This window comes from Oceanicola granulosus HTCC2516 (assembly GCF_000153305.1).
Lineage (GTDB): Bacteria > Pseudomonadota > Alphaproteobacteria > Rhodobacterales > Rhodobacteraceae > Oceanicola > Oceanicola granulosus.
Genome location: NZ_CH724107.1, coordinates 2,122,018 through 2,145,607, shown reverse-complemented (window position 1 = coordinate 2,145,607; position 23,590 = coordinate 2,122,018). Strand labels below are relative to the sequence as shown.

Below are 23,590 nucleotides of genomic sequence, written 5' to 3'. Positions count from 1 at the left end.
GAGATGACCGACGTTCAAACCTCCAACAAGCGGGCGCTCGCCTCCCTCCGGGCGGCGATGGCGGATTTTGACGCGGAAGGTGTGCGCGCCGCCCTCAGGCAGGTGATCGCCCCCGCGGCGGTGATCCACATGCCGCATCCCTTTAGAGACTTCGACGGGCCGGACGCCTTCTATGACACCTGCTACGCGCCCCTGCTGGAGGCGATGCCGGACCTGGAGCGGCGCGACTGGATCGTCATGGGCGGGCCGGACGAGCACGGCGGCGACTGGGTCGGCTGCGGCGGCCATTACTTCGGCACCTTCGTCGCTCCCTGGCTCGAGATTCCGCCCACCGGGCACCTCACCCACATGCGGTTCCACGAGTTCTACCGCTTCGAGGGGGGCCGCGTCGTCGAGATCCAGACCCTCTGGGACATCCCCGAGGTGATGATGCAGGCGAATGCCTGGCCGATGGCGCCGAGTCTCGGGCGGGAGCTCTGTATCCCCGGGCCGATGACCCTCGACGGGATCGTGCCCGGCCCCTGGGACGAGGCCCGCTCCAGCGCCGCGCAGCAGCACATCATCGAGATGCTGAACCACCTCAAGAAGCACCCTGGCCAGGGCGGGCCGGAGGTGATGGAGATGGAGCGGTTCTGGCACGAACGCATGAACTGGTACGGCCCCGCGGGGATCGGCACCGGGCGGGGAATCGCGGGATTCCGCAACTGGCACCAGATCCCGTTCCTGAACGGCATGCCCGACCGCGGCAGGTATCTGGACGAGATCACCTACCACTTCTTCGGCGATGGCGATTACGCGGCCGTTACCGGCTGGCCGAACATGATCCAGACGGTCACGCACGATGGCTGGATGGGGATCGCCCCCTCGGGCAAGCGGATCACCATGCGGTCGCTCGATTTCTGGCGGCTGGAAGGCGGCAAGATCCGCGAGAACTGGGTCATGGTCGATATCCTCGACGCCTACCGCCAGCTTGACGTCGATGTCTTCGCCCGCCTGCGCGAGTTCAACAAGGCCCGGGTGCCCGGCCGGCTGCCGTTCCCCGTAGGCGCCGCCTGATGGAGCTGCCGCGCACCCCCTCGTTCCGGCTGGACGGCAAGCGTGCTCTGGTCGCCGGAGCCTCGTCGGGCATCGGGCTCGCCAGTGCCGTGGCGCTCGCCGAGGCGGGGGCGGAGGTGGTGCTGGCGGCCCGCTCGGCCGACAAGCTATCGGACCTGGCGGAGGCGCTGACGGCCGCAGGCCATACCGCCTCGGTGCTGTCGCTCGATGTCTCCGACGTGGACGCCACAGAAGCCGCAGTGGCAGAGGGCGGACCCTTCGACATTCTCGTCAACTCCGCCGGACTGGCCCGCCATGCCCCGGCCTTGGACACCACGGAGGCGGATTTCGACGCGGCGAGCGACCTCAACGTGAAGGGCGCCTATTTCCTGACCCGCGCCGTTGCGAGAGGATTGGCGGAGGCGCGCAAGCCCGGATCGCTCATCAACATCTCCAGCCAGATGGCGAAGGTCGGCGGCGTCGACCGCGCCGTCTATGCCGCAACCAAGCACGCCGTCGAGGGCTTCACCAAGTCGATGGCGATCGAATGGGGCCCCCTCGGCATCCGGGTCAACACGATCTGCCCGACCTTCATCGTCACACCGCTGACCAAGCAGACCTTCGACCGCCCGGACCGCCGCGCCTGGGTGGAGGAGAAGATCAAGCTCGGGCGCATCGGCGAAGTGGAGGACATCATGGGGGCGGCGGTCTTCCTTGCCTCCGACGCGGCCGCGCTGATCACCGGCACGGCGCTGATGGTCGACGGCGGATGGACGGCGGATTGAGGAGGGGCCCCGCATGACCGCGAGCAGGATCACATCGCTCGACGTGGCGCGGCTGGCCGGGGTCAGCCAGTCGGCGGTTAGCCGGGTCTTCACCCCCGGTGCCTCGGCCTCGGACAAGACCACCCGGAAGGTGCGCGACGCCGCCGAGGCGCTCGGCTATCGGCCCAACATCCTCGCCCGGGCCATCGTCTCCGGCAAGAGCCGTATCATCGGGCTCGTGGTCGCCTACCTGGAGAACTACTTTTACCCCGAAGCCCTTGAAAAGCTGTCGAACGCCTTGCAGCGCGAAGGCTACCACGTGCTGGTTTTTCTCACCTCGCAGAAGCACGGCGAGATCGATGACGTGGTGGGCGAGATGCTCGACTACCAGGTCGACGGGATCGTCTTCGCCTCGGTCGGCCTGTCCTCCGACATCGCGAAACGCTGCCAGAACGCGGGCGTGCCCGTCGTCCTGTTCAACCGCTACGACGACCGCAAGGACATCGCCGCCGTCACCTCCGAGAATTTCGAGGGCGGCCGAAAGGTGGCCGAGTTTCTGCTGGCGGGCGGGCACGACCGGATCGCCTACATCGCCGGGTGGAAGGGGGCCTCGACGCAACGGGACCGCGAGGCCGGTTTCCTCGCGGGGCTGACTGCCGCGAATCGCAGCCTCCATGCGCGCGAAGTCGGGAACTTCGATGCCGAACAGGCCAAGGCGGCGGCCCGCACCATGTTCGACACCCCCGCCGAAAGCCGCCCGGACGCCTTGTTCGTCGCCAACGACCACATGGCCTTCGTCGCAATGGATGTAATCCGCCATGAACTGGGCCTCGGCATCCCCAGCGACGTCTCCGTCATAGGTTTCGATGACGTGCCGCCCGCGGCCTGGCTGTCCTACAACCTGACCACCGTGCGCCAGCGCGCCAGGCGGATGGTCGAGGAAACCGTCAAGGCGCTGCTCGCCCAGATCGAGTGCATCGAGACCACCGTAACCCGAAACATCGCTGTCGAGGCTCCGCTGATCGTGCGCGGGTCTGCCCGTATTCCAGAGGGATGGACTGACACATGAACGCTCCGATGAAGGGCTTTGACCCGAAATTCGCCGACTTCCCCGATTACATCATCGGGATCACCAAGGAGATCTGGGAAGATCGCGGCATCGCGACGCTGCATGACTACTACGCGCCCGAGATCGTGGTGCGATCGCCCGCATCCGTGGTGGTGGGCAATCAGGGCGTTATCGCCGCCACCATGGCGACGCTGGCCGAGTTTCCCGACAGGACGCTCTATGGCGAGGACGTGATCTGGTCCGGCGCGCCGGAAGCCGGGATGCTGTCGTCACACCGGCTCCACTCCACCGCGACCCACGCCTATCCCGGCGTCTACGGCGCCCCGACGGGCAAGCAGTTGCACTACAGGATCCTCGCCGACTGCCATGCCAAGAACAACCAGATCGACGACGAATGGCTGATCCGCGACCAGGGCGCCATCGTGCGCCAGCTGGGGTGGGAGCCGAAGGACTTCGCCCGCGACCTGATCGCGCGGGAGGGCGGGCCAGAGGCCTGCGTCAGGCCGCTGACGCCTGAGACCGATGTCGGGGGCCCCTATGAGGGAAGCGGCAACGACAACGAATGGGGCCAGCGCCACGCGGATATTCTGACCCGGATCATGAGCGCCGATTTCACCGTGATCCCCGAGGCTTACGACCGCGGCGCAAATCTCTCCTATCCCGGCGGTCTGGAGACCCTGAGCCATGGCGGCGCCGATCGGTTCTGGATGGGGCTGCGCGCGGCCTTTCCCAATGCCACCTTCGCCATCCACCACCAGATCGGCCGCGAGGACCCGATGATGCCGCCGCGATCGGCCCTGCGCTGGAGCCTGCATGGCAAGCATGAAGGCTGGGGCGCGTTCGGGGCACCGACGGGGGCGGAGGTCTACGTGCTCGGCATCAGCCATGCCGAGTTCGGCCTCCTGGTCGGCGGGGCACCAAAGCTGCGCCGCGAATGGACCCTCTTCGACGAAACCGCAATCTGGAAGCAGATTCTGCTGAAGACCGGAGACCTGTGATGCCAAGGCTGCCCGAGGCTCTCAGCCGGATTCACTGCTTTCTCGCCAGCCGGAGGGCGCGGCGGCTGAACCCGCGGCCGCCGGGGCAGGCGGCTTGCACCCTCTGATCCCAACCCGAACTTCAGGAACAGATCAATGACACCGCAAGACATCGCATCCCGCATCGTCCGCTACGGCGAGCTGCAACCCTGCAAGACCGCCTTCATCGATGCCCACACGCCCGGCAGCGACCAGAAGGAGAACTTCACCATCATCGGCGGCGGCGTCTCCGAGTCGCCCGACCAGCACGTGCACATCTCCATCCCCCACGGGTTCAACATCGGCGCGGCCGGCCAGCCGCCCCGGTGCCGGAACTCGCTGCATGACCATCACACCGCCGAAGCGTTCTTCGTGCTGTCGGGCCGCTGGCGGTTCTTCTGGGGCCGCTGGGGCACCGCGGGCGAGGTGGTGCTGGAGGAGGGTGACATTTTCAACATCCCCACCGGCATCTTCCGCGGGTTCGAGAACATCGGCACCGATTACGGCATGATCATGGCGATCCTTGGCGGCGACGATGCCGGGGGCGGCGTGATGTGGGCGCCGCAGGTGATCGAGGATGCCGCCGACCATGGTCTGGTGCTGGGCGAGGACGGCAAGCTCTACGATACCAAGCGCCAGCAGTCCCTGCCGGAAGGGGTGAAGCCCATGCCGCTGATGTCCGACGAGGAGCTGGCCAAGCGGCCCGAGCCCACCACGGCGGAGGTCCTGCCTAACCACGTCGCGCGCTACTGGGACATGGTGGCGCTGGCGGACAAGACCCCGTGCAAGGTGATCGGCGAGACCGGCCTGCTCAAGGACAGGCCGGGCTTCGAGGTCGATTTCATCACCCGCGGCTCGGCCCGCGAGGACAGGCACAGCCATGACCGCCCCTCGGTCCTGATGCCGGTCAGGGGGCATTGGCGCGTGGACTGGGAGGGCGGCTCGGCGACGCTCGCCCCCGGCGACACCATGTCGGTGCCCGAGGATCTCGCCCATTCCGCCGTGCCGTCGATGACCGGCGAGGCCGCGCTCTACCACATCGTGGGCACCGAGGACCCGGCCGGCCCCAGCTGGACCGGAAGCTGATTGAAGATTGCAGGCAGCCCGGGGGAGGCACCAGACCGATGACACCGCTCGTCCTCCTGCCCGGCATGATGTGCGATGCGCGGCTCTTCAGCCCGCAGACCACGTATTTCTCGGGACGCCGGGCGGTGCATCACGCGCCTATCTCGGGCGCCGAGACCGTGCAGGCCCTGGCCGCCGAGGTCCTGGCTCGGGCGCCGGACCGCTTCGCCCTGGCGGGCCTGTCCATGGGCGGGATCGTGGCGATGGAGGTTCTTCGGCAGGCGCCGGGCCGCGTCGACCGCATCGCGCTGCTCGACACCAACCCGCTGGCCGAGGCCGACACCGTCAAGCTCCGCCGCGGCCCGCAGATCGAAAAGGCCCGCGCCGGCGAGCTGGCCGAGGTCATGCGCGACGAGATGATCCCGAACTACCTCGCCGATGGCCCCGGCAATCCGAAGCTTCTGGAGCTCTGCGCGGCGATGGCGCGGGATCTGGGGCCGGAGGTCTTCATCCGGCAGTCCCTCGCCTTGCGGGACCGCCCGGATCAGAGCGAGGCACTGCAGGCCTTCGACGGCCCCGCACTGGTGCTTTGCGGGCGGCATGACGCGCTCTGCCCCGTGGCGCGGCACGAGTTGATGGCGGGCCTGCTGCCCAGGGCGACGCTCGAGATCATCGAGGGCGCGGGCCATCTGCCCACCCTGGAGAAACCGGACGAGACCAACGCGGCGCTGGCCCGCTGGCTGGAGACACCATGACCCCCGAGCTTCTGGACCTTCTGCGCAAGGTCGACACGCCCACCGTCTGCAACGCCATCGAAGTGATCGAGGGCAAACGCGGCTTCGACCGCTTCACGCGCGGCACGGTCCTGTGCAGCGACCCGGAGGCGGGCGCCATCGTCGGCGTGGCCCGCACCGCGAAGATTGCGGCCGCCGCCCCCCCGGATGAGGCGCCGGAAGTGATCCGGACCCGGCGAATGGACTACTACCGTCACATGGCGACCGGTCCCCGGCCCGCCCTGGCGGTGGTCGAGGACGTCGATGGCACCGATGCCGTCGGCGCCTTCTGGGGCGAGATCAACACCTCGGTTCACAAGGGCTTCGGCCTCGCCGGGGCGTTTACCAACGGCGTGATGCGGGACCTCGGTGACCTGCCGGCGGGCTTCCCGGTGATCGCCGGCGCGGTCGGCCCCAGCCACGCCTTCGTCCACGTGCGCGAGATAGGCACGCCGGTCACGGTCTTCGGCCTCGTTATCGCCGATGGCGATCTCATCCACGCCGACCGGCACGGGGCACTGGTCATCCCGAAGGATTACGTGGCCGAGCTAAGCGCCGCGATCAGCAAGATGCGGGGCACCGAAGCCATCGTGCTGGATGCAGCCCGCAAGCCGGGCTTTGATTTCGACGCCTTCGAGGCGGCCTGGGCCGCGTTCGAAAAGGCCCGGACCTGAACCTGCGAAGCTGTGTCCTGAGAGCGCAGGGGCTTCACCTCCTGTTGAGCCTGCCGCGCGTGGTGTCTATAGGCGCTCGCGCCACCGCTCATGGCCCGACATCCGAGGGAGCCCGAGATGCTGCGTACGCCCTACTATCTGATCGACAAGCAGGCGCTGCTGCCCAACCTCGAGAAGATCGCCCGCCTCCGCGAGCTGTCGGGGTGCAAGTGCCTGCTGGCGCTGAAGTGCTTCGCGGCGTGGTCCGTCTTCGACCTGATGAGCGAGTACATGGACGGCACCACGTCCTCGTCGCCTTTCGAAGTGAAGCTCGGCCGCAAGCACTTCCCCGGCGAGACCCACGCCTACTCGGTGGCCTGGGACGAGGCCGACCTGCTCGAGGTCCTGGCCAATTCCGACAAGATCATCTTCAACACGATCGGCCAGCTGGAAAGGTTCGGTGAGGCCGCCAGCGACCACGTGCGTGGCCTGCGGGTGAATCCCGGCATCAGCTCGTCGTCGTTCGACATCGCCGACCCCGCCCGCCCCTTCTCGCGCCTCGGCGAGCACGATCCCGAGCGCATCGGCGCGGTCTGCGACCGGGTGTCGGGCTTCATGTTCCACAACAACTGCGAGAACGACGACTTCGACCGCTTCGACGCGATGCTGACCCAGATCGAGGAGCGCTTCGGCCACCTGATCTCGCGCATGGAATGGGTCAGCCTCGGCGGCGGCATCCATTTCACCGGAGAGGGCTACCCGCTGGAGAAGCTCGCCGAGCGGCTCAGGCGGTTCTCCGAGACGTATGGCGTGCAGGTCTATCTCGAACCCGGCGAGGCGGCGATCACCGACTCCACGACGCTGGAGCTGACGGTGCTCGACACGCTCGACAACGGCAAGAAGCTCGCCGTCGTCGACAGCTCGATCGAGGCGCACATGCTCGACCTGCTGATCTACCGCGAACAGGCCAAGGTCGCGCCCGACACCGGCGATCACGAATGGATGGTGTGCGGCAATTCCTGCCTCGCCGGGGATATCTTCGGCGAGTTCCGCTTCGAACGACCGCTGAAGCCGGGGGACCGCGTCTCGATCCGCGACGCCGGCGGCTATACGATGGTCAAGAAGAACTGGTTCAACGGCGTGCGCATGCCCGCGATCGCGGTGCGCGAACTGGACGGGACCGTCCGGACCGTCCGTGAATTCAGCTACAGCGATTTCGAAGCCGCCCTGTCCTGAGGCGGCCCGACACGAAAGGAGGCTCGAAGGTCTTGAAGAAGAACGTCCTCATCATCGGCGCCGGTGGCGTCGCCCAGGTCGTGGCGCACAAATGCGCCCAGAACGCCGATCTGCTCGGAGACATCCACATCGCGTCGCGCACGCAGGCGAAATGCGAGCAGATCCTCGCCAGCGTCCGGGAGAAGGGGAGCCACAAGACCGACGGCGCCCTCGAAACGCACGCGGTGGACGCGACTGACAGCGCGGCCGTGGCTGCGCTGATCGAGGAGACCGGCGCGCAGATCGTGATCAACGTCGCCTCGTCCTTCGTGAACATGCATGTACTCGAAGCCTGCATCGAGACCGGCGCCGCCTATATCGACACCGCGATCCACGAAGAGCCGGACAAGATCTGCGAAACGCCGCCCTGGTACGCCAACTACGAATGGAAGCGGAAGGAAAGCTGCGCCCGAAAGGGCGTGACGGCGATCCTCGGCGCCGGCTTCGACCCGGGCGTGGTCAACGCCTATGCCCGCTTCGCCATCGACGAATACCTGGACGAGGTGACGTCCATCGACATCGTCGACATCAACGCCGGCTCGCACGGCCGCTACTTCGCCACCAACTTCGATCCGGAGATCAACTTCCGCGAGTTCACCGGCACGGTCTATTCGTGGCAGCAGGGCGAGTGGCAGGAGAACGAGATGTTCGAAATCGGCCACGACTGGGATCTCCCCGTGGTCGGCACGCAACGCGCCTACCTGTCGGGCCACGACGAGGTGCATTCCCTCGCGACCAACTATCCCGATGCCGACGTGCGGTTCTGGATGGGCTTCGGCGAGCACTACATCAACGTCTTCACCGTGCTGAAGAACATCGGCCTGCTCTCGGAACAGCCGGTGACGCTCGCCGAAGGCCAGGAAGTCGTGCCGCTGAAGGTGGTGAAGGCCTGCCTGCCCGATCCGTCCAGCCTCGCGCCCGACTACACCGGCAAGACCTGCATCGGCGACCTGGTGAAGGGCATTAATAACGGTGAGCCGGCCGAGGTCTTCGTCTACAACGTCGCCGACCACGAGGAGGCCTACGCCGAGGTCGGCAGCCAGGGCATCTCCTACACCGCCGGGGTGCCGCCGGTCGCCGCAGCGATGCTGATCGCCACCGGCGAGTGGGACGCGCGCGAGATGCGCAACGTCGAGGAGCTGGATCCGAAGCCGTTTCTCGAGGTGCTGGGCAGGATCGGGCTCGGCACGTGGGTGCGACGCAACGGCAGCGACGAGCGGCTCTACTGATCCTCGCCGGGGCTGCCGGTTCCGCGGTAGTCGGCGCGGCGTCCTCTCCGACCGAGCGGCTTCACCTGACCGGCGGCTGCACGCTCGGGGCGGGGACGTATTCCAGCGGCCAGACGCGGCCGATGCCACGCGCCGCGACCGGGTCGGCGCTCAGCGCCATCACCGCCTGGCCGACCTCCTTGCCGAGCGCGCGGACATCGAGCGCGAAGCAGGCGAGGGCGGGGGACAGGAAGCGGAGCTGCGGGCTCTGGCGGAAACCGATGACCGACAGGTCGCGCCCCGGCTGCACTCCCACCTGCGCCAGGTGGCTGTAGAGCCCGATCGCCATCAGCTCCTGCCCGAGCATCACCGCCGTCGGCCGGTCCTCGAGGCGGAGCAGCGCCTCCGCCACCTGCACCCCGCCGTTCTCGCTGCCGCTGGCCCGCAGGATCAGCGCCTCGTCCACCGGCAGCCCGTGCGCGGCGAGGGCGTCGCGGTAGCCCTCCATGTAGATATGCGCGAGGTTCACGTCCCGCCGGGGCGCGGCGATGGCGATCCGCCGGTGCCCGAGCCGCACCAGCGCGTCGACCGAATCCCGTGCCGCTCCGGCGAAGTCGAGGTCGATCCAGGGGTAGGCCCCCGGCGTCTCGCTGCGCCCGAGCGCGAGGAACGGGGTGCCGTCCTCGAGCAGCATGGCGATTCGCTCGTCCTGCCGTCGGGTCGCGGTGATGACGATGGAATCGACCATGCGCCGCGTGACGTGCCGGCGCAGGAACTCGATCGGGTCGTCGGCGCTGCGGCAGGGCAGCAGGACGAGGTCGAGCCCTTCCTCCGCCAGCGTCTCCTGCATCGCGTCGACGAGGTGCATGAAGAACGTGTCGCCGGCCAGGGTGCTCGGGCTGCCGGTCTCGAGCACCAGGCCGACGGTGTTCGTGCGCCCGTGCCGCAGGGAGCGGCCGGAATGGTTCGGCCGATAATCGAGCTCCTTGGCCGCGGCGAGGACGCGGCGGCGGGTCTCGGCCTTGACGTCCGGCTTGCCGTTTAGCGCCCGCGACACGGTGCCGATGGAAAGGTCGAGGTGCTGCGCGAGCGCTTTGATGCCTGTCACGTAGGAACTTTCGTAAACGTTTTCAAAAAGAGTTTGACACAAAGATGCGGCGTTGAGTAGCGTCGTAAACGTTTACAGGACGAACTGGCGGGAGGCTGGTTCGGAGAGGGAGGGACAACATGGTGCGCGCCGTGATGGTCGGCTGCGGGCAGATGTCGAACGGCTGGCTGACCGCCATCCGCGAGACCGACGCACTGGCTCGCGACATTGAACTGGTGGGCTTCGTCGACCTCGACCCGGACCTCGCCGCCGAGCGCGCGGCGCAGCACGGCTTCACGTCCGCCAAGACGGGCAGCGACCTGGCGGCGATGCTCGAGGCGCTGGCGCCCGACGTGGTGTTCGACATCGTCGTGCCGCAAGCGCGGCGGAGCGTGGTCCAGACCGCGTTCGCCCACGGCTGCGACGTGCTGTCGGAGAAGCCGATGGCGAACAGCCTCGAGGAGGCGCGGGAGCTGCTCGCCCTGGCGCGGGAGACGGGGCGCACCCATGCCATCGTGCAGAACCGCCGCCACCTCGCCGGCATCCGCCGCATGAAGGCGCTGATCGAGAGCGGCGAGCTGGGGGAGATCACGGCGCTGCATGCCGACTTCTTCCTCGGGCCCCATTTCGGCGGCTTCCGCGAGGAGATGGACCACGTCCTGCTGCTCGACATGGCGATCCACACATTCGACGCGGCCCGCTTCCTGCTGCCCGCCGAGCCCACCGCCGTCTATTGCCAGGAGACCAACCCGAACGGCTCGTGGTTCTCCCACGGCGCCAGCGCCAACGCGCTGTTCGACTGCACCGACGGAGCGACCTTCTCCTATCGCGGCTCGTGGTGCGCCGAGGGCGCGCCGACGAGCTGGGAGAGCAGCTGGCGGGTGATCGGCACCAAGGGCTCCGTGCTCTGGGACGGCAACGCCCTGATCGAGGGCGCGGTGCGCGACGGCGACGACGGCTTCTTCCGCCCCACGCGCCCCGCCGCCCTGCCCGAGGAGACGCCGCTCGAGGCGACGGGCCATGCGGGCGTCATCCTCGACTTCATCACCGCCCGCGCCGAGGGGCGCGCGCCGCTGTCGGTCAACGACGACAACATCAAGAGCCTCGCCATGACCTTCGCCGCCATCGAGAGCGCCGAGACCGGGCGGCGCGTCAGCATATCCGAGGAGACAACGTGAGCGATCCCGCAAAATCCATCCGCATCGGGACCATGGTCGGCGCTTCCGGCGTCGGCGAGGCGCCGGCGCGCATCGCCGAGATTGCCGACATGGGCTTCGAGAGCTTCGAGCCCTTCTTCTGGCAGACCACCAACGGCCAGGACCTCGCCGAGATGGGCAAGCGCTGCCGCGATGCCATCGGCGAGCGCGACATCACCATCTCCACGCTCGGCATGTTCGGCAACCCGCTCGAGGACCGGGAGCTGGACCGCGAGACGCTTCAGGGCTGGAAGGACTGCATCGACAACGCCCACCATTTCGGCGCCACCTGCATCGCCGGCTTCACCGGCCGGGTCCGGGGCAAGCCTCTGACCGAGAGCCTGCCGCGCTACCGCGAGGTGTGGTCGGAGCTGGCCAAGCGCGCCGCCGACAAGGGCGTCAGGATCGCCTTCGAGAACTGCGCCATGGACGGCAACTGGCAGACCGGCGACTGGAACATCGCCCACAACCCGGACGCCTGGGAGCTGATGTTCAACGAGACGCCCGACGACAACCTCGGGCTCGAGTGGGAGCCCTGCCACCAGCTGGTCTACCTGATCGACCCGCTGCCCCAGATCCGCAAGTGGGGCGACAGGATCTTCCACGTTCACGGCAAGGACGCGACGGTGCGCTGGGAGGTGATCCGCGAGCACGGCATCTTCGGCAAGCACGACTTCGTCTGGATGCGCACGCCTGGCTTTGGCGATTCCAACTGGACCGACATCATCAGCGAGCTGCGGCTGGCGGGCTACGAGGGCGCCATCGACATCGAGGGCTGGCACGACCCGGTCTATCGCGACGCGCTCGAGATGACCGGCCAGATCCACGCGCTCGAGCACCTCAAGCAGGCCCGCGGCGGCGCTTTCGTCAACGTGTCCGCCAAGTATGGCGGCGGCGACCCGTCGCTCGGCTGAGGCCGACCCCTATGCCGGCGGCAGGTCCGTTGCCGGCGTCATCGCCCGGACGGGGAGGAGGAGCCCCAAGGGCAACAATCGCGGCCCGCGTGCCGCCACCGGAGGAAGACATGACCCTTGCCATGAAGACGAAACTGCTCGCCGGCGCGGCGTTGTCCGCGATGGCCGTCGCCGGGCCGCTCGTTGCCCAGGAGGAGGTGACGATCACCGTCTGGTCCATCGACGGCGCCAACCAGGTCGGCCCGTCCGACACCTTCTCGGCCGAGTTCGACGAGATGGATAACGGCATCAACGTCGAGTACCGGATCCTGCAGTTCGACGAGATCGTCAACGAGACCCTGCGCGCCTACGCCACCGGCAATGCGCCCGACATCGTCAGCCTCGACAACCCCGACTTCGCGCTGTTCTCCAGCCGCGGCGCGTTCCTCGACATCACCGAGATGGCCGAGGAGAGCGACGTCATCAACGCCGAGGCCTATTTCGAGGGCCCGCTGAATTCCGTCTCGTGGGACGGCAAGCTCTACGGCGTCGGCAAGTACACGGACACGATCGGCGTCTTCTACAACAAGGACATGTTCGAGGAAGCCGGCATCGAGAACCCGCCCCAGACGTGGGCCGAGTTCGAGGAATACGCGCGGATGCTCGCCAAGCCCGACGAGGGCGTCTACGGCGCGACGCTCTCGGCGCGCGGCAACGAGGAGGGCACCTTCCAGTTCCTCCCCGTCATCCAGATGTCGGGCGGCGGCTACGACAGCGTCAACACCGAGGGCGCCCGCGAGTGGCTGTCGATGGTGAAGGGCATGATCGACGACGGCGTTATGAGCCAGGACGTGCTGTCGCTCGGCCAGTGGGATTCCACCGGCACCTTCAACTCGGGCAACGCCGCGATGGCGATCTCGGGGCCGTGGGAGATCGACCGGATGGTCGAGGATGCCGACTTCGAGTGGGGCGTGACCCTGCTGCCGACCTTCGAGGAAGGGGCGGAGCGCTCCTCCGCGCTCGGCGGCTTCAACCTCGGCATCATGTCCACCACCGAACACCCCGAGGAGGCGTTCGAGGTGCTGGAATACTTCGTCAGCCAGGACCACCGGCTGTTCCCCGAGTTCGGCTACCTGCCGACGCGCGGGGACGTGGAGCTGCCGCAAAGCGGCATCGAGGAGAAGGACGCGGCGCTCGCCGTCTTCCAGGAGCAGCTGCAATACGCGCAGCCGCGCGGGCCGCACCCGGAATGGCAGAAGATTTCCAAGGCGATCTACGACGCCGAGCAGGCCGCGCTCACCGGCCAGATGACCCCCGACGAGGCGCTCTCCCAGGCGCAGAGCACCATCGACGGCATCCTGAACTGATGCATTGATGGTGCCGGCCCGGCGGCATCCTGTCCGCCGGGCCCCTCACGATCACCACCTCCGAGAAGGGAGCCGGTTCATGCGGCGCATTCTGTCGAGCGTGACCGACGGGCGGGGCTTCGACATCCTGCTCGTGTCGATCACGATGATCTTCCTGCTGGCCCTGTCGGGGATGCCGCTCGTCTACAACGTGGTGATGAGCTTCCAGGAGGTGGACATGTTCAACCTCAACACCTTCTCGCGGCCCTATGCCGGGCTCGAGAACTACCGCGAGGTGGTGAGCCAGCCCGAGTTCGGGCTGATCCTCAAGAACACGGCCTTCTTCGTCTTCGGCTCGATCGCGGGGCAGTTCGTCCTCGGCTTCGCGCTGGCGATGTTCTTCATGATGCGCTTCCCCTTCGCCGCCACCATCCGGGGCGTCTTCCTCGTCTCGTGGGTGATGCCGGGCCTCGTGGTGGGCGCGCTCTGGGGCTGGATCCTCGCCGGCGACTTCGGTGTGCTCAACGCCATCCTCAAGGGGATCGGCGTGATCGACTCCACCATGTTCTGGAAGTCCGACCCGCGGCTGTCGATCTGGGCAGTGACCATCGCCAACATCTGGCTCGGCCTCGCCTTCAACATGATGCTGCTCTCCGTCGGCCTCGCCGCCATCCCGCGCGACCTCTACGAGGCCGCCGAGCTCGACGGCGCCAACGGCTGGCACCGCTTCACCACGATGACCCTGCCGATGATGCGCTCGACCATCGGCGCGGTGCTCGCGCTCGGGCTGATCTACACGCTCCAGCAGTTCGACCTGTTCCCCGCCATCACCGAGGGCGGCCCGGCCAACAGCTCCAACGTCGCCCAGTACTGGGCCTGGCAGTACTCGTTCCTGCTGTTCGACTTCGCCAAGGGCGCGACGGTCAGCGTGATGATGCTCGGCTTCGTGCTGATCGCCTCGATCGTCTACGTCTGGTCGACCCGCCACGAGGTGCGCGGATGACCCGGCTGCCCGTCCCCCGCCTGTTCCTCGCGCTCGCGATGGTCCTCGCCGCGATCTACCTCTTCCCGCTCTACTGGATGTACGCGACCAGCCTGAAGGGCCAGTCGGAGATCTTCGCCAACCCGCCGACCTTCTGGCCGCGCGACCCCGACCCGTCGATCTACCCCGAGACCTGGGAGCGCCGCTCCATGGGGCGCTTCCTGTGGAACAGCCTGGTGATCGGCACCGGCGTCACGGCGCTGACGGTGCTGCTCGGCACGGGCTGCGCCTACGTGCTGGCCCGCTACCGCTCGGCCTGGGTGGACCTCGGCCTGTTCGCCATCCTGATGCTGCAGGTGCTGCCGGCCTCGGTGATGATCACGCCGCTCTACGTGGGCTTCAACCAGCTCGGGCTGCTGTCCTACCCGCGCACCGCCGTCATCCTCGCGGCCGCCGGCAAGGCGATCCCGTTCTACATCGTGCTGGTGCGCGCCACCTTCATGAATGTGCCGCGAGAGCTCGAGGAGGCGGCGCTGGTCGACGGCAATTCCCGCTGGGGCGCGTTCTTCTTCATCGTGCTGCCGCTGGCGCGCAACGGCATCCTCGTGCTCGCCATCCTGACCTTCATGCAGGCCTTCGGCGAGTACATCTACGCCAAGTCGATCATCACGACGCAGGCCTACCAGCCCGCGAGCGTGGGCCTGTCGGGCTTCCTCGGCCCGAACTCCACCGACTGGAACGGGATCATGGCCTACGCCGCGATCTACGTGACCCCCATCGTGGCGATCTTCGTCATCCTGCAACGCCGGATCGTCGCCGGCCTGACTTCGGGTGCCCTGAAATGACCCCCCAGATCGAAATCGCCAGCGTCGACAAGCACTATGGTGCCTACCACGCGCTCAAGGACATCAACCTCACCATCCCCAGGGGCGCCTTCACCGCGCTCGTCGGCCCCTCGGGCTGCGGCAAGTCCACCCTGCTGCGCTCCATCGCCGGGCTCGAGTCGATCACCTCGGGCAACCTGAGGATCGCGGGGACGGAGATGAGCGGCGTGCCTCCGAGGAAGCGCGACGTGGCGATGGTGTTCCAGTCCTACGCGCTCTACCCGCACATGAACGTGCTCGGGAACCTCACCTATTCTCTGCGCTTCAAGGGCTTCAACAAGGAGCAGGCGCGTAAGAAGGCCGACGAGGTGGCGCAGGTGATCGGCCTGACCGAGCTGCTCGAGCGCTACCCGCGCGAGCTCTCGGGCGGCCAGCGCCAGCGCGTCGCCATGGGCCGCGCGATCATCTGCGAGCCCAAGGCGTTCCTGTTCGACGAGCCGCTCTCCAACCTCGACGCCGCGCTGCGGGTGCACATGCGCATGGAGATCCGCGCGCTCCACGACCGCCTCGGAGCAACCTCGGTCTACGTCACCCACGACCAGGTCGAGGCAATGACCATGGCCGACCACGTGGTGGTGATGCGCGCCGGTGTCATCGAGCAGCAGGGCGCGCCGCTCGAGCTCTACGACAACCCGGCCAACAAGTTCGTCGCCGGCTTCATCGGCTCGCCAGCGATGAACTTCCTCGACGCCACCGTCGCCGAGGACGGCCGGTCAGCCCGGCTCGAGATCGCCGGCAAGCCGGTGCTGCCGCTGGCGCGCACGCTCCAGCCCGGCCGCGAGGTGACCGTCGGGCTGCGGCCCGAACACCTGCGCATCGACACCGCCGCGCCACGTCTCCAGGTCCCGGTGCGGGTGGTCGAGTCCACCGGCTCGCTCACCTACTCCACCACCGAGACCGAGCCCGAGCTCATGATCGTCGAGCAAGGCCGCGGCCGCTACCGCGCCGGCGAGACCCTGCCGCTCACCATCGCCCCCGAGGACATCCACCTCTTCGACCCAACTTCCGGCACCGCCCTCTGACGCCGCGCCGCACACAGGACACGCCATGCGCACCTACGCCTCCGTCCCCTTCTCCGACGTCACCATCACCGGCCCGTTCTGGAGCGAACGGCTCGAGACGGTGCTTGCCCGCACCATCCCGAGCCAGCTCGAGAAGCTGGAGCAATCCGGCATCCGCGGCTCGATCAAGCTGCCCAAGCCGTTGCCGCCGCTGACCATTCCGCGCCAGTCCAACAACTTCACGGTGCAGTACTTCTGGGACAGCGACATCGGAAAGTGGATCGAGGCCGCCGCCTGCGCGATCAGCCACCGCCGGGACGCCGCCATCGAAGCCGAGATCGAGGCGATGATCGACGATCTCGAGGCCGCGCAGCAGCCTGACGGCTACCTCAACTGCTTCTACATCGAGCGCGAGCCCGAGAACCGCTGGACCAACCTGCGCGACAACCATGAGCTCTACAATCTCGGCCACCTGCTCGAGGGCGCGGTCGCCTATTACCACGCCACCGGCAAGGACCGCTTCCTGTCGGTCATGGAAAGGGCGATGGACCACGTCGCCGCCACCTTCGGCCGCGGCGAGGGCCAGAAGCGCGGCTATCCCGGCCACCAGGAGATCGAGATCGCGCTGGTGCGGGCCTGGCACGCCACCGGCAAGCGGAAGTTCCTCGACCTCGCCACCTACTTCATCGACGAGCGCGGCAACACCGACGGGGTGGAGCATTACTTCGACATCGAGGCCCGCGCGCGCGGGGAGGACCCGAAGGCCTACTGGTTCGAGAACTACGAGTACGGCCAGGCCCACCTGCCGGTGCGCGAGCAGACCAAGGTGGTCGGCCACGCAGTGCGTGCGATGTACATGTACACCGCCATGGCCGATCTCGCCGCCGAGCACGGCGACGACGCGCTCAAGGCCGCCTGCGAGGCGCTTTGGCGCGACGTCACCGAGAAGCGGATGTACGTCACCGGCGGCTTCGGCCCCTCCGAGCACAACGAGGGCTTCACCAAGGATTACGACCTGCCCAACGATACCGCCTACGCCGAGACCTGCGCTTCGGTGGCGATGGTGTTCTGGGCGGCGCGAATGCTCAACCTCGACCTCGACGGCCAATACGCCGACATCCTCGAGCTGGCGCTCTACAACAACGCGCTCGCCGGCCTCAGCCGCGACGGCGAGCACTACTTCTACGACAACAAGCTGGAGAGCGACGGCAGCCATCACCGCTGGGCCTGGCATGAATGCCCCTGTTGCACGATGAACGTCTCGCGTCTGGTCGCGTCGGTCGCGGGCTACTTCTACGGCGTCGCTGAAACGGAGATCGCCGTCCATCTCTACGGCGGCGCGACCGCGACGCTCCCCGTGGCCGGAGGCCGGGTGACCCTGACCGAGACCTCGGACTACCCGTGGGACGGCGCGGTCCGCATCGCGCTCGAGCCCGAGGGAACGCGCACCTTCACCCTGTCGCTGCGCGTCCCGGGATGGTGCCACGGCGCGACGGCGTCGGTGAACGGCGAGGCGTTGGAGGTCGCTCCCGAACGCGGCTACCTCAAGATCACGCGCGACTGGGCGCCGGGCGATGTCGTCGAGCTGAACCTGCCGATGCAGGCCGAGCGGCTCTATGCGCATCCTGACGTGCGCCAGGACGCGGGCCGGGTGGCGCTGCGGCGTGGCCCGCTGGTCTATTGCTGCGAGCAGCACGACAACCCCGCGCCCGTCAACCGCCTCCGCCTGCCCTCCGACGCCCCCGTCACGGCCCGCCACGCGTCCGATCTGCTCGGCGGCATCACCGTGCTCGAGGCGCGCGCCGAGGCCGAGGACGCCGACGCATGGGGCGGCAACCTCTACGCCACCCGCCGCGCGCCGAGCAGCGAAACCGCGCTGACGGCGGTGCCCTACTACATCTGGTGCAACCGCGGGCAGACCCCGATGCAGGTCTGGCTGCAGGAATAGCGGCACGGCCAGACTCGGTCGATGCCACGCGCCGCGGCCGGATTGGCACACAGTTCTCCACGCGGTCGCCGGACGAGGCTGCAGCTGCTACCGGCTGCAGCCGCTTTCGGGCGGCGCGGGGTGTAGGTCGGCTTGGAATAGGGGGCGCACAAGGGAGGCCCCATCGGCTTCCGGATTGTGGTGCCCAGGAGAGGACTCGAACCTCCACGACCGTTAAGTCACTGGTACCTGAAACCAGCGCGTCTACCAATTCCGCCACCTGGGCTGGTGTGCGAGGTGGCGTTTATGCGGAGGCGGTGGGGCTGTCAACGCGAATTCTGCGGTGGTCGGGGTGACGTGGACGCAATCCGGGAGGGGCAAAAGCGCCTTGTCTGGCAGAGGGGTGGGCGCTAGACCCGCAACGACCCGGATTGGGAGTAGGCCTGATGTCCAAGCTCGTCACCATCTTCGGCGGATCCGGCTTCGTCGGACGCTACATCGCCCGCCGCCTCGCGAAGCAGGGCTGGCGCATTCGCGTCGCCGTGCGCCGGCCGGAGGAGGCGCTCTTCGTGCGGCCCTACGGCAATGTCGGGCAGGTGGTGCCGGTCTTCTGCAACGTGCGCGACGACGACAGCGTGCGCGCGGTGACGCGCGGAGCGGACGTGGTGGTCAACTGCGTCGGCGTGCTGACGGAGAACGGGCGCAACACCTTCCAGGCGGTGCAGGAAGAGGCGCCCGAGCGGATCGCGCGGATCGCGGCCGAGGAGGGCGTGGCACGGATGGTGCACGTCTCGGCGATCGGGGCCGACCCCGACTCGCCCTCGGAATACGCCCGCACCAAGGCCGCCGGCGAGGCGGGGGTGCGCGCGCGCTTCCCGGGCGCGGTGATCCTGCGGCCGTCGATCGTGTTCGGGCAGGACGACGAGTTCTTCAACCGCTTCGCGCGGATGGCGGCCCGTTCGCCGGTGCTGCCCGTGGTGGGCGGCAACACGCGGTTCCAGCCGGTCTTCGTCGACGACGTCGCCAAGGCCGCCGCGCTGGCCGTCGAGGGCAAGGCCGCGCCCGGGATCTACGAGCTCGGCGGGCCGGACGTGAACACCTTCAGCGTGCTGATGCGCGAGATGCTCGACGTGATCCTGCGACGGCGGCTGATCGTCAACGTGCCATTCGGCCTCGCGCGGCTGATGGCGAGCGGCTTCACCGTGCTGCGGTTCCTGTCGCTCGGCCTGTTCACGCCGCCGCTGACCCGCGACCAGGTCGAGAACCTGCGCAGCGACAACATCGTGGCCGACGGAGCGCGGGGCTTCGCCGAACTGGGCATCCAGCCCAAGTCGATGGAGGCGATCCTGCCGGACTACCTGTGGCGCTTCCGGCCCACCGGGCAGTACGACGCGATCAAGGCCAGCGCCAAGAACATCAAGCGCAGCGGCGACCGGGCCAGCATCTCCTAACCGTAGGCGATCCAGAGCAGGATCACCCCGAGCACGCAGCGGTAGACGACGTAGGGCGTGAAGCTCACGCTGCGCAGCAGCCGCATCATCAGCGCCAGCGCCAGCAGGGCGGAGACGAAGGCGAAGGCCGCCGCGATGGCGCCGTCGCGTGCCGCGCCGAGATCGCCCGCCGCCGCCACGTCGGCCCCGAGCAGGATGCCGGAGGCGGCGATGGTGGGGATCGACATCAGCATCGCCAGCTTGGCGCCGTCGGTGCGGGTGTAGCCGAGCGCGCGCGCGCCGGTGATGGTGATGCCCGAGCGGGAGGTGCCGGGGATCAGCGCCACCGCCTGCCACAGCCCCATCACCACCGCGTCGCGCAGCGACCAGTCGGACTCGGTCCTGGTCTGCGGGCCGCGCTGGTCGGCCCAGTAGAGGACAAGGCCGAAGAGCAGCATCGTCCAGCCGATCACCGCCACCGAGCGCAGCGCCTCGTCGAGGCCCGAGAGCTTGAGCGCGAGGCCGGCGAGGATGACGGGGATGGTCGCGACGAGGAGCAGCAGCGCCAGCCGCGCACCGGGTGTGTCGGCGCGCCCGCGCGCGAGGCGCAGGGTGCCGGCGAGAGCGGCGCGGACGTCGCGCCAGAAGTAGAGGATGACGGCGAACAGGGTGCCGACATGGACGGCGACGTCGATCACGAGGCCCTGGTCCTCGAGCTCGGTCAGCTGCGGCAGCAGGATAAGGTGGCCCGACGAGGAGACGGGCAGGAACTCCGTCACACCCTGGATGATCGCGACGAGGAGCAGCTGGAACAGGGGCATCGCGATCTCCGGCGTGATTCGGCCTGGGCGACCTTACTCACCGCCCGGGCAGCCGAAAGGGGCGGGATAGGGTGCATTGCGGACCTATTTGCCGCGCCGGTTCCGGTGCGGTGCAGGGCGGCGGCGCCGGCAAAGATGAGATGGGTCAGCAATTATGACTTTTCATGTCGCGCGAACCTCGCTAAAGCGTCACCTCAACCCGAGAGGAGGCACGCCTTTGGCCGAGCAAAAGATGCTGAAGTTCGTCACCGTCCAGCGGGACATGCCGGACAAGCGGCCGCCCGACCTGCGGCGCGCCGACTTCAACGAGATCTACGCGGATTTCGCGCGCGAGAAGGCGGCCGAGCAGTCGGGGCGCTGCAGCCAGTGCGGCGTGCCGTATTGCCAGAGCCACTGCCCGCTGCACAACAACATCCCCGACTGGCTCCGCCTGACCGCCGAGGGGCGGCTGCGCGAGGCCTACGAGATCAGCCAGTCGACCAACACCTTCCCCGAGATCTGCGGCCGCATCTGCCCGCAGGACCGGCTTTGCGAGGGCAACTGCGTCATCGAGCAGTCGGGCCACGGCACCGTCACCATCGGCGCGGTCGAGAAGTACATTAACGACACCGCGTGGGAGGAGGGCTGGATCGCCCCGATCCGCCCGGCGCAGGAGCGCTCCGAGAGCGTCGGCATCATCGGTGCCGGCCCCGGCGGGCTGGCCGCGGCCGACGCGCTGCGCCGCGCCGGGCTGCAGGTCACCGTCTACGATCGCTACGACCGTGGCGGCGGGCTGATGACCTACGGCATCCCCGGCTTCAAGCTCGAGAAGGAAGTCGTGATGCGCCGCATGGCGCAGCTCGAGGACGGCGGCGTCGAGTTCGTGATGAACTGCAACGTCGGCGAGGACATCTCCTTCGACGCGATCCGCGGCAAGCACGACGCGGTGCTGATCGCCACCGGCGTCTACAAGAGCCGCGACCTGCAGGGCCCGGGCTCGGGCGCCGCCGGAATCGTGCGCGCCATCGACTACCTCACCGCCTCCAACCGCGTCGGCTTCGGCGATGAGGTGCCTGAATATGCCAGCGGCGAGCTCAACGCCGAGGGCAAGAAGGTGGTCGTCATCGGCGGCGGCGACACCGCGATGGACTGCGTCCGCACCGCCATCCGGCAGGGCGCCGAGAGCGTGAAGTGCCTCTACCGCCGCGACCGCGCCAACATGCCGGGCTCGCAGCGCGAGACGGCGAACGCCGAGGAGGAGGGCGTCGAGTTCGTCTGGCTCTCCGCGCCGAAGGGCTTCACCGGCGATGCCGTCGAGGGCGTGATGGTGCAGAAGATGCGCCTCGGCGCGCCCGACGTGTCGGGCCGGCAGATGCCGGAGCTGATCGAGGGGTCGGACTACGTCGAGGACGCCGACCTCGTGATCAAGGCGCTCGGCTTCGAGCCCGAGGACCTGCCCAGGCTCTGGGGCGTCGAAGGGCTGGAAGTGACCCGCTGGGGCACCGTCAAGGCCGAGTACGGCACCGGCCAGACCTCGCTGCCCGGCGTCTACGCCGCCGGCGACATCGTCCGCGGCGCGTCGCTCGTGGTCTGGGCGATCCGCGACGGGCGCGAGGCGGCCGAGGCGATCCTCGACTACGTGTCGGGCAGCGCCAGCGTGGCGGCGGAGTAACGCGCATGTGCGCCGGGTTCGGGCATGGTCGGGCGAAGAACCGGGGGCATTCCGCCTCCGGCCGCGCTATGGCTGGGTCGAACCGCGTCAACGGAGCCATGTTCATGACCCGACCGCCACGACTCGCAATCGCCGCCGTCCTGTTGGCCGGCGGCACCGCCGCCCCCGCCGCGGCGCAAGTCGAGACCTTCTCGCTTCCCGAGGGCTGCGAGGCCTTCGTCACCGTCCAGCTCAAGAGCTGCACCGTGCAGCACGCCTTCACCTGCGAAGGCGATCCGGAGGGCTACATCCGCCGCGTCGATCTCGGCGAGGAGGGGATGGAATACGCCGGGATGATCGACCGCGAGACCCAGTGGATCGAGAGCTTCCACGTCTCCACCCAGCATTCCGAGAGCCTCGAGGCCGCCCCCGCCGATCCGGCGTCGTTCTCCGAGCTCGTGTCGGCCGGCGAGGACAGCTTCGACTTCATCACCGAGTCCGACGAGATCGGCGAGACCCGCTACGTGGGCCGCGATGCCCTGACCGGCGTGGTCGAGACGATCGACGGCGTGACCCTGCACCAGACCGAGTACGACATCACCGCCTACGGCCCCGACGGGTCGGAGGAATGGCGCGCCACGGGCAACGAATGGATCTCGAAGGAGTGGCGGATGTTCCTGTCGGGCACCAGCCACATCGAGACGCCGACCGAGGCGTGGGACGTGGACGACAGCCCCGTGGAGTTCATGTTCCCCGGAGAGCCGGGCTTCCTGTCGGCCAACCCCAAGTTTGGCTGCGGTGCCCTGATGTCGAAATCCGGAGGACAACAATGACCCGTTTCACGCTTCCCCTCGCCCTTCTCGCCCTCACCGCCGCCGCGCCCGCCGTGGCGCAGGAGACGCGCCAGTGGCAGCCGCCCGAGGGCTGCACCGGCTTCCTCACCGTGCAGCAGCGCGGCTGCATGATGTCCAACCACTACACCTGCGAGGGCGATGCCGAGGGCGACCAGTGGCGCGTCGACTTCGTCGAGCAGGGCCCGGTCTTCGCCAGCCGCATCAATTACGAAACCGAGTGGGTCGAGAGCCTCGGCCTCGTCTCGCGCGTGCGCTCGACGCTTGGCGACGACCCGGAAGATCCGGCGTCGCTGACCGAGCTGCTCGAGACGGGCGTCGACACCTACGATTTCACGACCGTCACCGACGAGGGCGAGGTCACCCGCTACCGGGGTGCCGACATGCTGCAGGGCGAGACGATCGAGATCGACGGCCACGAGCTCGAGGTGATGACCTACACCACCGAGGTCGAGGACGCCGACGGCATGCGGACGCGGCAGGAGGGCGTGAACTACGTCAGCCGCGAGCACCGGCTGTTCCTGCCCGGCACCTCCCGGACCCTCGACGTCGACGGCGAGGTGCTGAACGAGCGGGACAACTCCCCGATGAAGCTCATCACCCCCGGCGAGCCCGGGTTCTTCGCGTCGTCGCCGATCTACGATTGCGGCGTGCAGGACATCTCGTGGGGGAGCGAGTGACCCA

At 68.1% G+C, this 23,590-nt stretch carries 22 protein-coding genes and 1 tRNA gene; 20 read left to right on the top strand and 3 right to left on the bottom strand.

Annotation, left to right across the window (positions count from 1 at the left end):
• The first annotated feature begins 3 nt into the window (after positions 1-3).
• The 9 genes from OG2516_RS10405 (at position 4) to OG2516_RS10365 (ending at position 8,879) form a co-directional block, all read left to right on the top strand.
• Entirely contained in the window at positions 4-1,056 is a 1,053-nt protein-coding gene (locus OG2516_RS10405; RefSeq protein ID WP_040615763.1) for an ester cyclase, read from the top strand.
• Positions 1,056-1,820 carry an SDR family NAD(P)-dependent oxidoreductase gene (locus tag OG2516_RS10400; RefSeq protein WP_007255623.1) on the top strand — a complete coding sequence of 255 codons (765 nt, stop codon included), beginning with the start codon at positions 1,056-1,058 and terminating at the stop codon, positions 1,818-1,820. Before OG2516_RS10405 ends, OG2516_RS10400 begins: the two co-directional genes overlap by 1 nt.
• A 13-nt stretch (positions 1,821-1,833) precedes the next feature.
• Entirely contained in the window at positions 1,834-2,868 is a 1,035-nt protein-coding gene (locus OG2516_RS10395) for a LacI family DNA-binding transcriptional regulator (RefSeq protein WP_007255622.1), read from the top strand.
• Positions 2,869-2,876: 8 nt separating this feature from the next.
• Entirely contained in the window at positions 2,877-3,866 is a 990-nt protein-coding gene (locus OG2516_RS10390) for a nuclear transport factor 2 family protein (RefSeq protein ID WP_007255621.1), read from the top strand.
• A gap of 135 nt (positions 3,867-4,001) precedes the next feature.
• Positions 4,002-4,970, top strand: a complete 969-nt coding sequence (locus OG2516_RS10385) for a cupin domain-containing protein (RefSeq protein WP_007255620.1) — start codon at positions 4,002-4,004, stop codon at positions 4,968-4,970.
• 38 nt (positions 4,971-5,008) lie between these two features.
• A complete protein-coding gene (locus tag OG2516_RS10380) occupies positions 5,009-5,704 on the top strand; it encodes an alpha/beta fold hydrolase (protein ID WP_007255619.1) in 696 nt (231 codons plus the stop codon).
• On the top strand, positions 5,701-6,396 hold the full coding sequence (locus tag OG2516_RS10375; protein WP_007255618.1) for an RraA family protein: 696 nt from the start codon (positions 5,701-5,703) through the stop codon (positions 6,394-6,396). Before OG2516_RS10380 ends, OG2516_RS10375 begins: the two co-directional genes overlap by 4 nt.
• A gap of 117 nt (positions 6,397-6,513) precedes the next feature.
• On the top strand, positions 6,514-7,611 hold the full coding sequence (locus OG2516_RS10370) for a carboxynorspermidine decarboxylase (protein ID WP_007255617.1): 1,098 nt from the start codon (positions 6,514-6,516) through the stop codon (positions 7,609-7,611).
• Positions 7,612-7,643: 32 nt separating this feature from the next.
• Positions 7,644-8,879, top strand: a complete 1,236-nt coding sequence (locus OG2516_RS10365) for a saccharopine dehydrogenase family protein (protein WP_007255616.1) — start codon at positions 7,644-7,646, stop codon at positions 8,877-8,879.
• 61 nt (positions 8,880-8,940) lie between these two features.
• Here OG2516_RS10365 and OG2516_RS10360 read toward each other — a convergent pair whose 3' ends face one another.
• Complete coding sequence (locus OG2516_RS10360; RefSeq protein ID WP_007255615.1) at positions 8,941-9,966, bottom strand: substrate-binding domain-containing protein; 1,026 nt, start codon at positions 9,964-9,966, stop codon at positions 8,941-8,943.
• A gap of 119 nt (positions 9,967-10,085) precedes the next feature.
• Here OG2516_RS10360 and OG2516_RS10355 point away from each other — a divergent pair, with 119 nt between their 5' ends.
• The 7 genes from OG2516_RS10355 to OG2516_RS10325 all read left to right on the top strand — a co-directional run bounded on the left by OG2516_RS10355 (position 10,086) and on the right by OG2516_RS10325 (position 18,195).
• Positions 10,086-11,123: a Gfo/Idh/MocA family protein gene (locus OG2516_RS10355; protein ID WP_007255614.1), complete on the top strand. Its 1,038-nt coding sequence runs from the start codon at positions 10,086-10,088 to the stop codon at positions 11,121-11,123.
• A complete protein-coding gene (locus tag OG2516_RS10350) occupies positions 11,120-12,055 on the top strand; it encodes a sugar phosphate isomerase/epimerase family protein (RefSeq protein WP_040615100.1) in 936 nt (311 codons plus the stop codon). Before OG2516_RS10355 ends, OG2516_RS10350 begins: the two co-directional genes overlap by 4 nt.
• A 110-nt stretch (positions 12,056-12,165) precedes the next feature.
• Complete coding sequence (locus OG2516_RS10345) at positions 12,166-13,401, top strand: ABC transporter substrate-binding protein (RefSeq protein WP_040615097.1); 1,236 nt, start codon at positions 12,166-12,168, stop codon at positions 13,399-13,401.
• Between the two features lie 79 nt (positions 13,402-13,480).
• Positions 13,481-14,383 carry a carbohydrate ABC transporter permease gene (locus OG2516_RS10340; protein ID WP_007255611.1) on the top strand — a complete coding sequence of 301 codons (903 nt, stop codon included), beginning with the start codon at positions 13,481-13,483 and terminating at the stop codon, positions 14,381-14,383.
• Positions 14,380-15,207 (top strand): carbohydrate ABC transporter permease, encoded by an 828-nt coding sequence (locus tag OG2516_RS10335; protein WP_007255610.1) that lies wholly within the window; start codon positions 14,380-14,382, stop codon positions 15,205-15,207. Before OG2516_RS10340 ends, OG2516_RS10335 begins: the two co-directional genes overlap by 4 nt.
• Entirely contained in the window at positions 15,204-16,268 is a 1,065-nt protein-coding gene (locus OG2516_RS10330; RefSeq protein ID WP_007255609.1) for an ABC transporter ATP-binding protein, read from the top strand. The genes OG2516_RS10335 and OG2516_RS10330 overlap by 4 nt, the downstream gene beginning before the upstream one ends.
• 25 nt (positions 16,269-16,293) lie before the next feature.
• A complete protein-coding gene (locus tag OG2516_RS10325; RefSeq protein ID WP_007255608.1) occupies positions 16,294-18,195 on the top strand; it encodes a glycoside hydrolase family 127 protein in 1,902 nt (633 codons plus the stop codon).
• A gap of 178 nt (positions 18,196-18,373) precedes the next feature.
• On the opposite strand, the gene OG2516_RS10320 is transcribed toward OG2516_RS10325, so the two are convergent.
• Positions 18,374-18,460, bottom strand: a tRNA-Leu gene (locus OG2516_RS10320).
• A gap of 160 nt (positions 18,461-18,620) precedes the next feature.
• Between OG2516_RS10320 and OG2516_RS10315 the strand changes: the two genes are divergently transcribed.
• Entirely contained in the window at positions 18,621-19,625 is a 1,005-nt protein-coding gene (locus tag OG2516_RS10315; protein WP_007255607.1) for a complex I NDUFA9 subunit family protein, read from the top strand.
• On the opposite strand, the gene OG2516_RS10310 is transcribed toward OG2516_RS10315, so the two are convergent.
• Positions 19,622-20,425, bottom strand: coding sequence for an undecaprenyl-diphosphate phosphatase (locus tag OG2516_RS10310; protein ID WP_007255606.1), 804 nt, complete (start codon positions 20,423-20,425; stop codon positions 19,622-19,624). The genes OG2516_RS10315 and OG2516_RS10310 overlap by 4 nt on opposite strands.
• A 217-nt stretch (positions 20,426-20,642) precedes the next feature.
• Between OG2516_RS10310 and OG2516_RS10305 the strand changes: the two genes are divergently transcribed.
• From OG2516_RS10305 to OG2516_RS10295, 3 genes are all read left to right on the top strand, one after another.
• Positions 20,643-22,076 (top strand): NAD(P)-dependent oxidoreductase, encoded by a 1,434-nt coding sequence (locus OG2516_RS10305; protein WP_007255605.1) that lies wholly within the window; start codon positions 20,643-20,645, stop codon positions 22,074-22,076.
• A gap of 104 nt (positions 22,077-22,180) precedes the next feature.
• Positions 22,181-22,888 (top strand): hypothetical protein, encoded by a 708-nt coding sequence (locus tag OG2516_RS10300; RefSeq protein WP_007255604.1) that lies wholly within the window; start codon positions 22,181-22,183, stop codon positions 22,886-22,888.
• Positions 22,885-23,586: a hypothetical protein gene (locus OG2516_RS10295; protein WP_007255603.1), complete on the top strand. Its 702-nt coding sequence runs from the start codon at positions 22,885-22,887 to the stop codon at positions 23,584-23,586. Before OG2516_RS10300 ends, OG2516_RS10295 begins: the two co-directional genes overlap by 4 nt.
• The last annotated feature ends 4 nt before the right edge of the window (positions 23,587-23,590 follow it).

Coding starts and splice junctions, on each gene's coding strand:
- OG2516_RS10405 (WP_040615763.1), top strand. CDS start 4: ATGACCGACGTTCAAACCTCCAACAAGCGGGCGCTCGCCTCCCTCCGG.
- OG2516_RS10400 (WP_007255623.1), top strand. CDS start 1,056: ATGGAGCTGCCGCGCACCCCCTCGTTCCGGCTGGACGGCAAGCGTGCT.
- OG2516_RS10395 (WP_007255622.1), top strand. CDS start 1,834: ATGACCGCGAGCAGGATCACATCGCTCGACGTGGCGCGGCTGGCCGGG.
- OG2516_RS10390 (WP_007255621.1), top strand. CDS start 2,877: ATGAAGGGCTTTGACCCGAAATTCGCCGACTTCCCCGATTACATCATC.
- OG2516_RS10385 (WP_007255620.1), top strand. CDS start 4,002: ATGACACCGCAAGACATCGCATCCCGCATCGTCCGCTACGGCGAGCTG.
- OG2516_RS10380 (WP_007255619.1), top strand. CDS start 5,009: ATGACACCGCTCGTCCTCCTGCCCGGCATGATGTGCGATGCGCGGCTC.
- OG2516_RS10375 (WP_007255618.1), top strand. CDS start 5,701: ATGACCCCCGAGCTTCTGGACCTTCTGCGCAAGGTCGACACGCCCACC.
- OG2516_RS10370 (WP_007255617.1), top strand. CDS start 6,514: ATGCTGCGTACGCCCTACTATCTGATCGACAAGCAGGCGCTGCTGCCC.
- OG2516_RS10355 (WP_007255614.1), top strand. CDS start 10,086: ATGGTGCGCGCCGTGATGGTCGGCTGCGGGCAGATGTCGAACGGCTGG.
- OG2516_RS10345 (WP_040615097.1), top strand. CDS start 12,166: ATGACCCTTGCCATGAAGACGAAACTGCTCGCCGGCGCGGCGTTGTCC.
- OG2516_RS10340 (WP_007255611.1), top strand. CDS start 13,481: ATGCGGCGCATTCTGTCGAGCGTGACCGACGGGCGGGGCTTCGACATC.
- OG2516_RS10335 (WP_007255610.1), top strand. CDS start 14,380: ATGACCCGGCTGCCCGTCCCCCGCCTGTTCCTCGCGCTCGCGATGGTC.
- OG2516_RS10330 (WP_007255609.1), top strand. CDS start 15,204: ATGACCCCCCAGATCGAAATCGCCAGCGTCGACAAGCACTATGGTGCC.
- OG2516_RS10325 (WP_007255608.1), top strand. CDS start 16,294: ATGCGCACCTACGCCTCCGTCCCCTTCTCCGACGTCACCATCACCGGC.
- OG2516_RS10315 (WP_007255607.1), top strand. CDS start 18,621: ATGTCCAAGCTCGTCACCATCTTCGGCGGATCCGGCTTCGTCGGACGC.
- OG2516_RS10310 (WP_007255606.1), bottom strand. CDS start 20,425: ATGCCCCTGTTCCAGCTGCTCCTCGTCGCGATCATCCAGGGTGTGACG.
- OG2516_RS10300 (WP_007255604.1), top strand. CDS start 22,181: ATGACCCGACCGCCACGACTCGCAATCGCCGCCGTCCTGTTGGCCGGC.
- OG2516_RS10295 (WP_007255603.1), top strand. CDS start 22,885: ATGACCCGTTTCACGCTTCCCCTCGCCCTTCTCGCCCTCACCGCCGCC.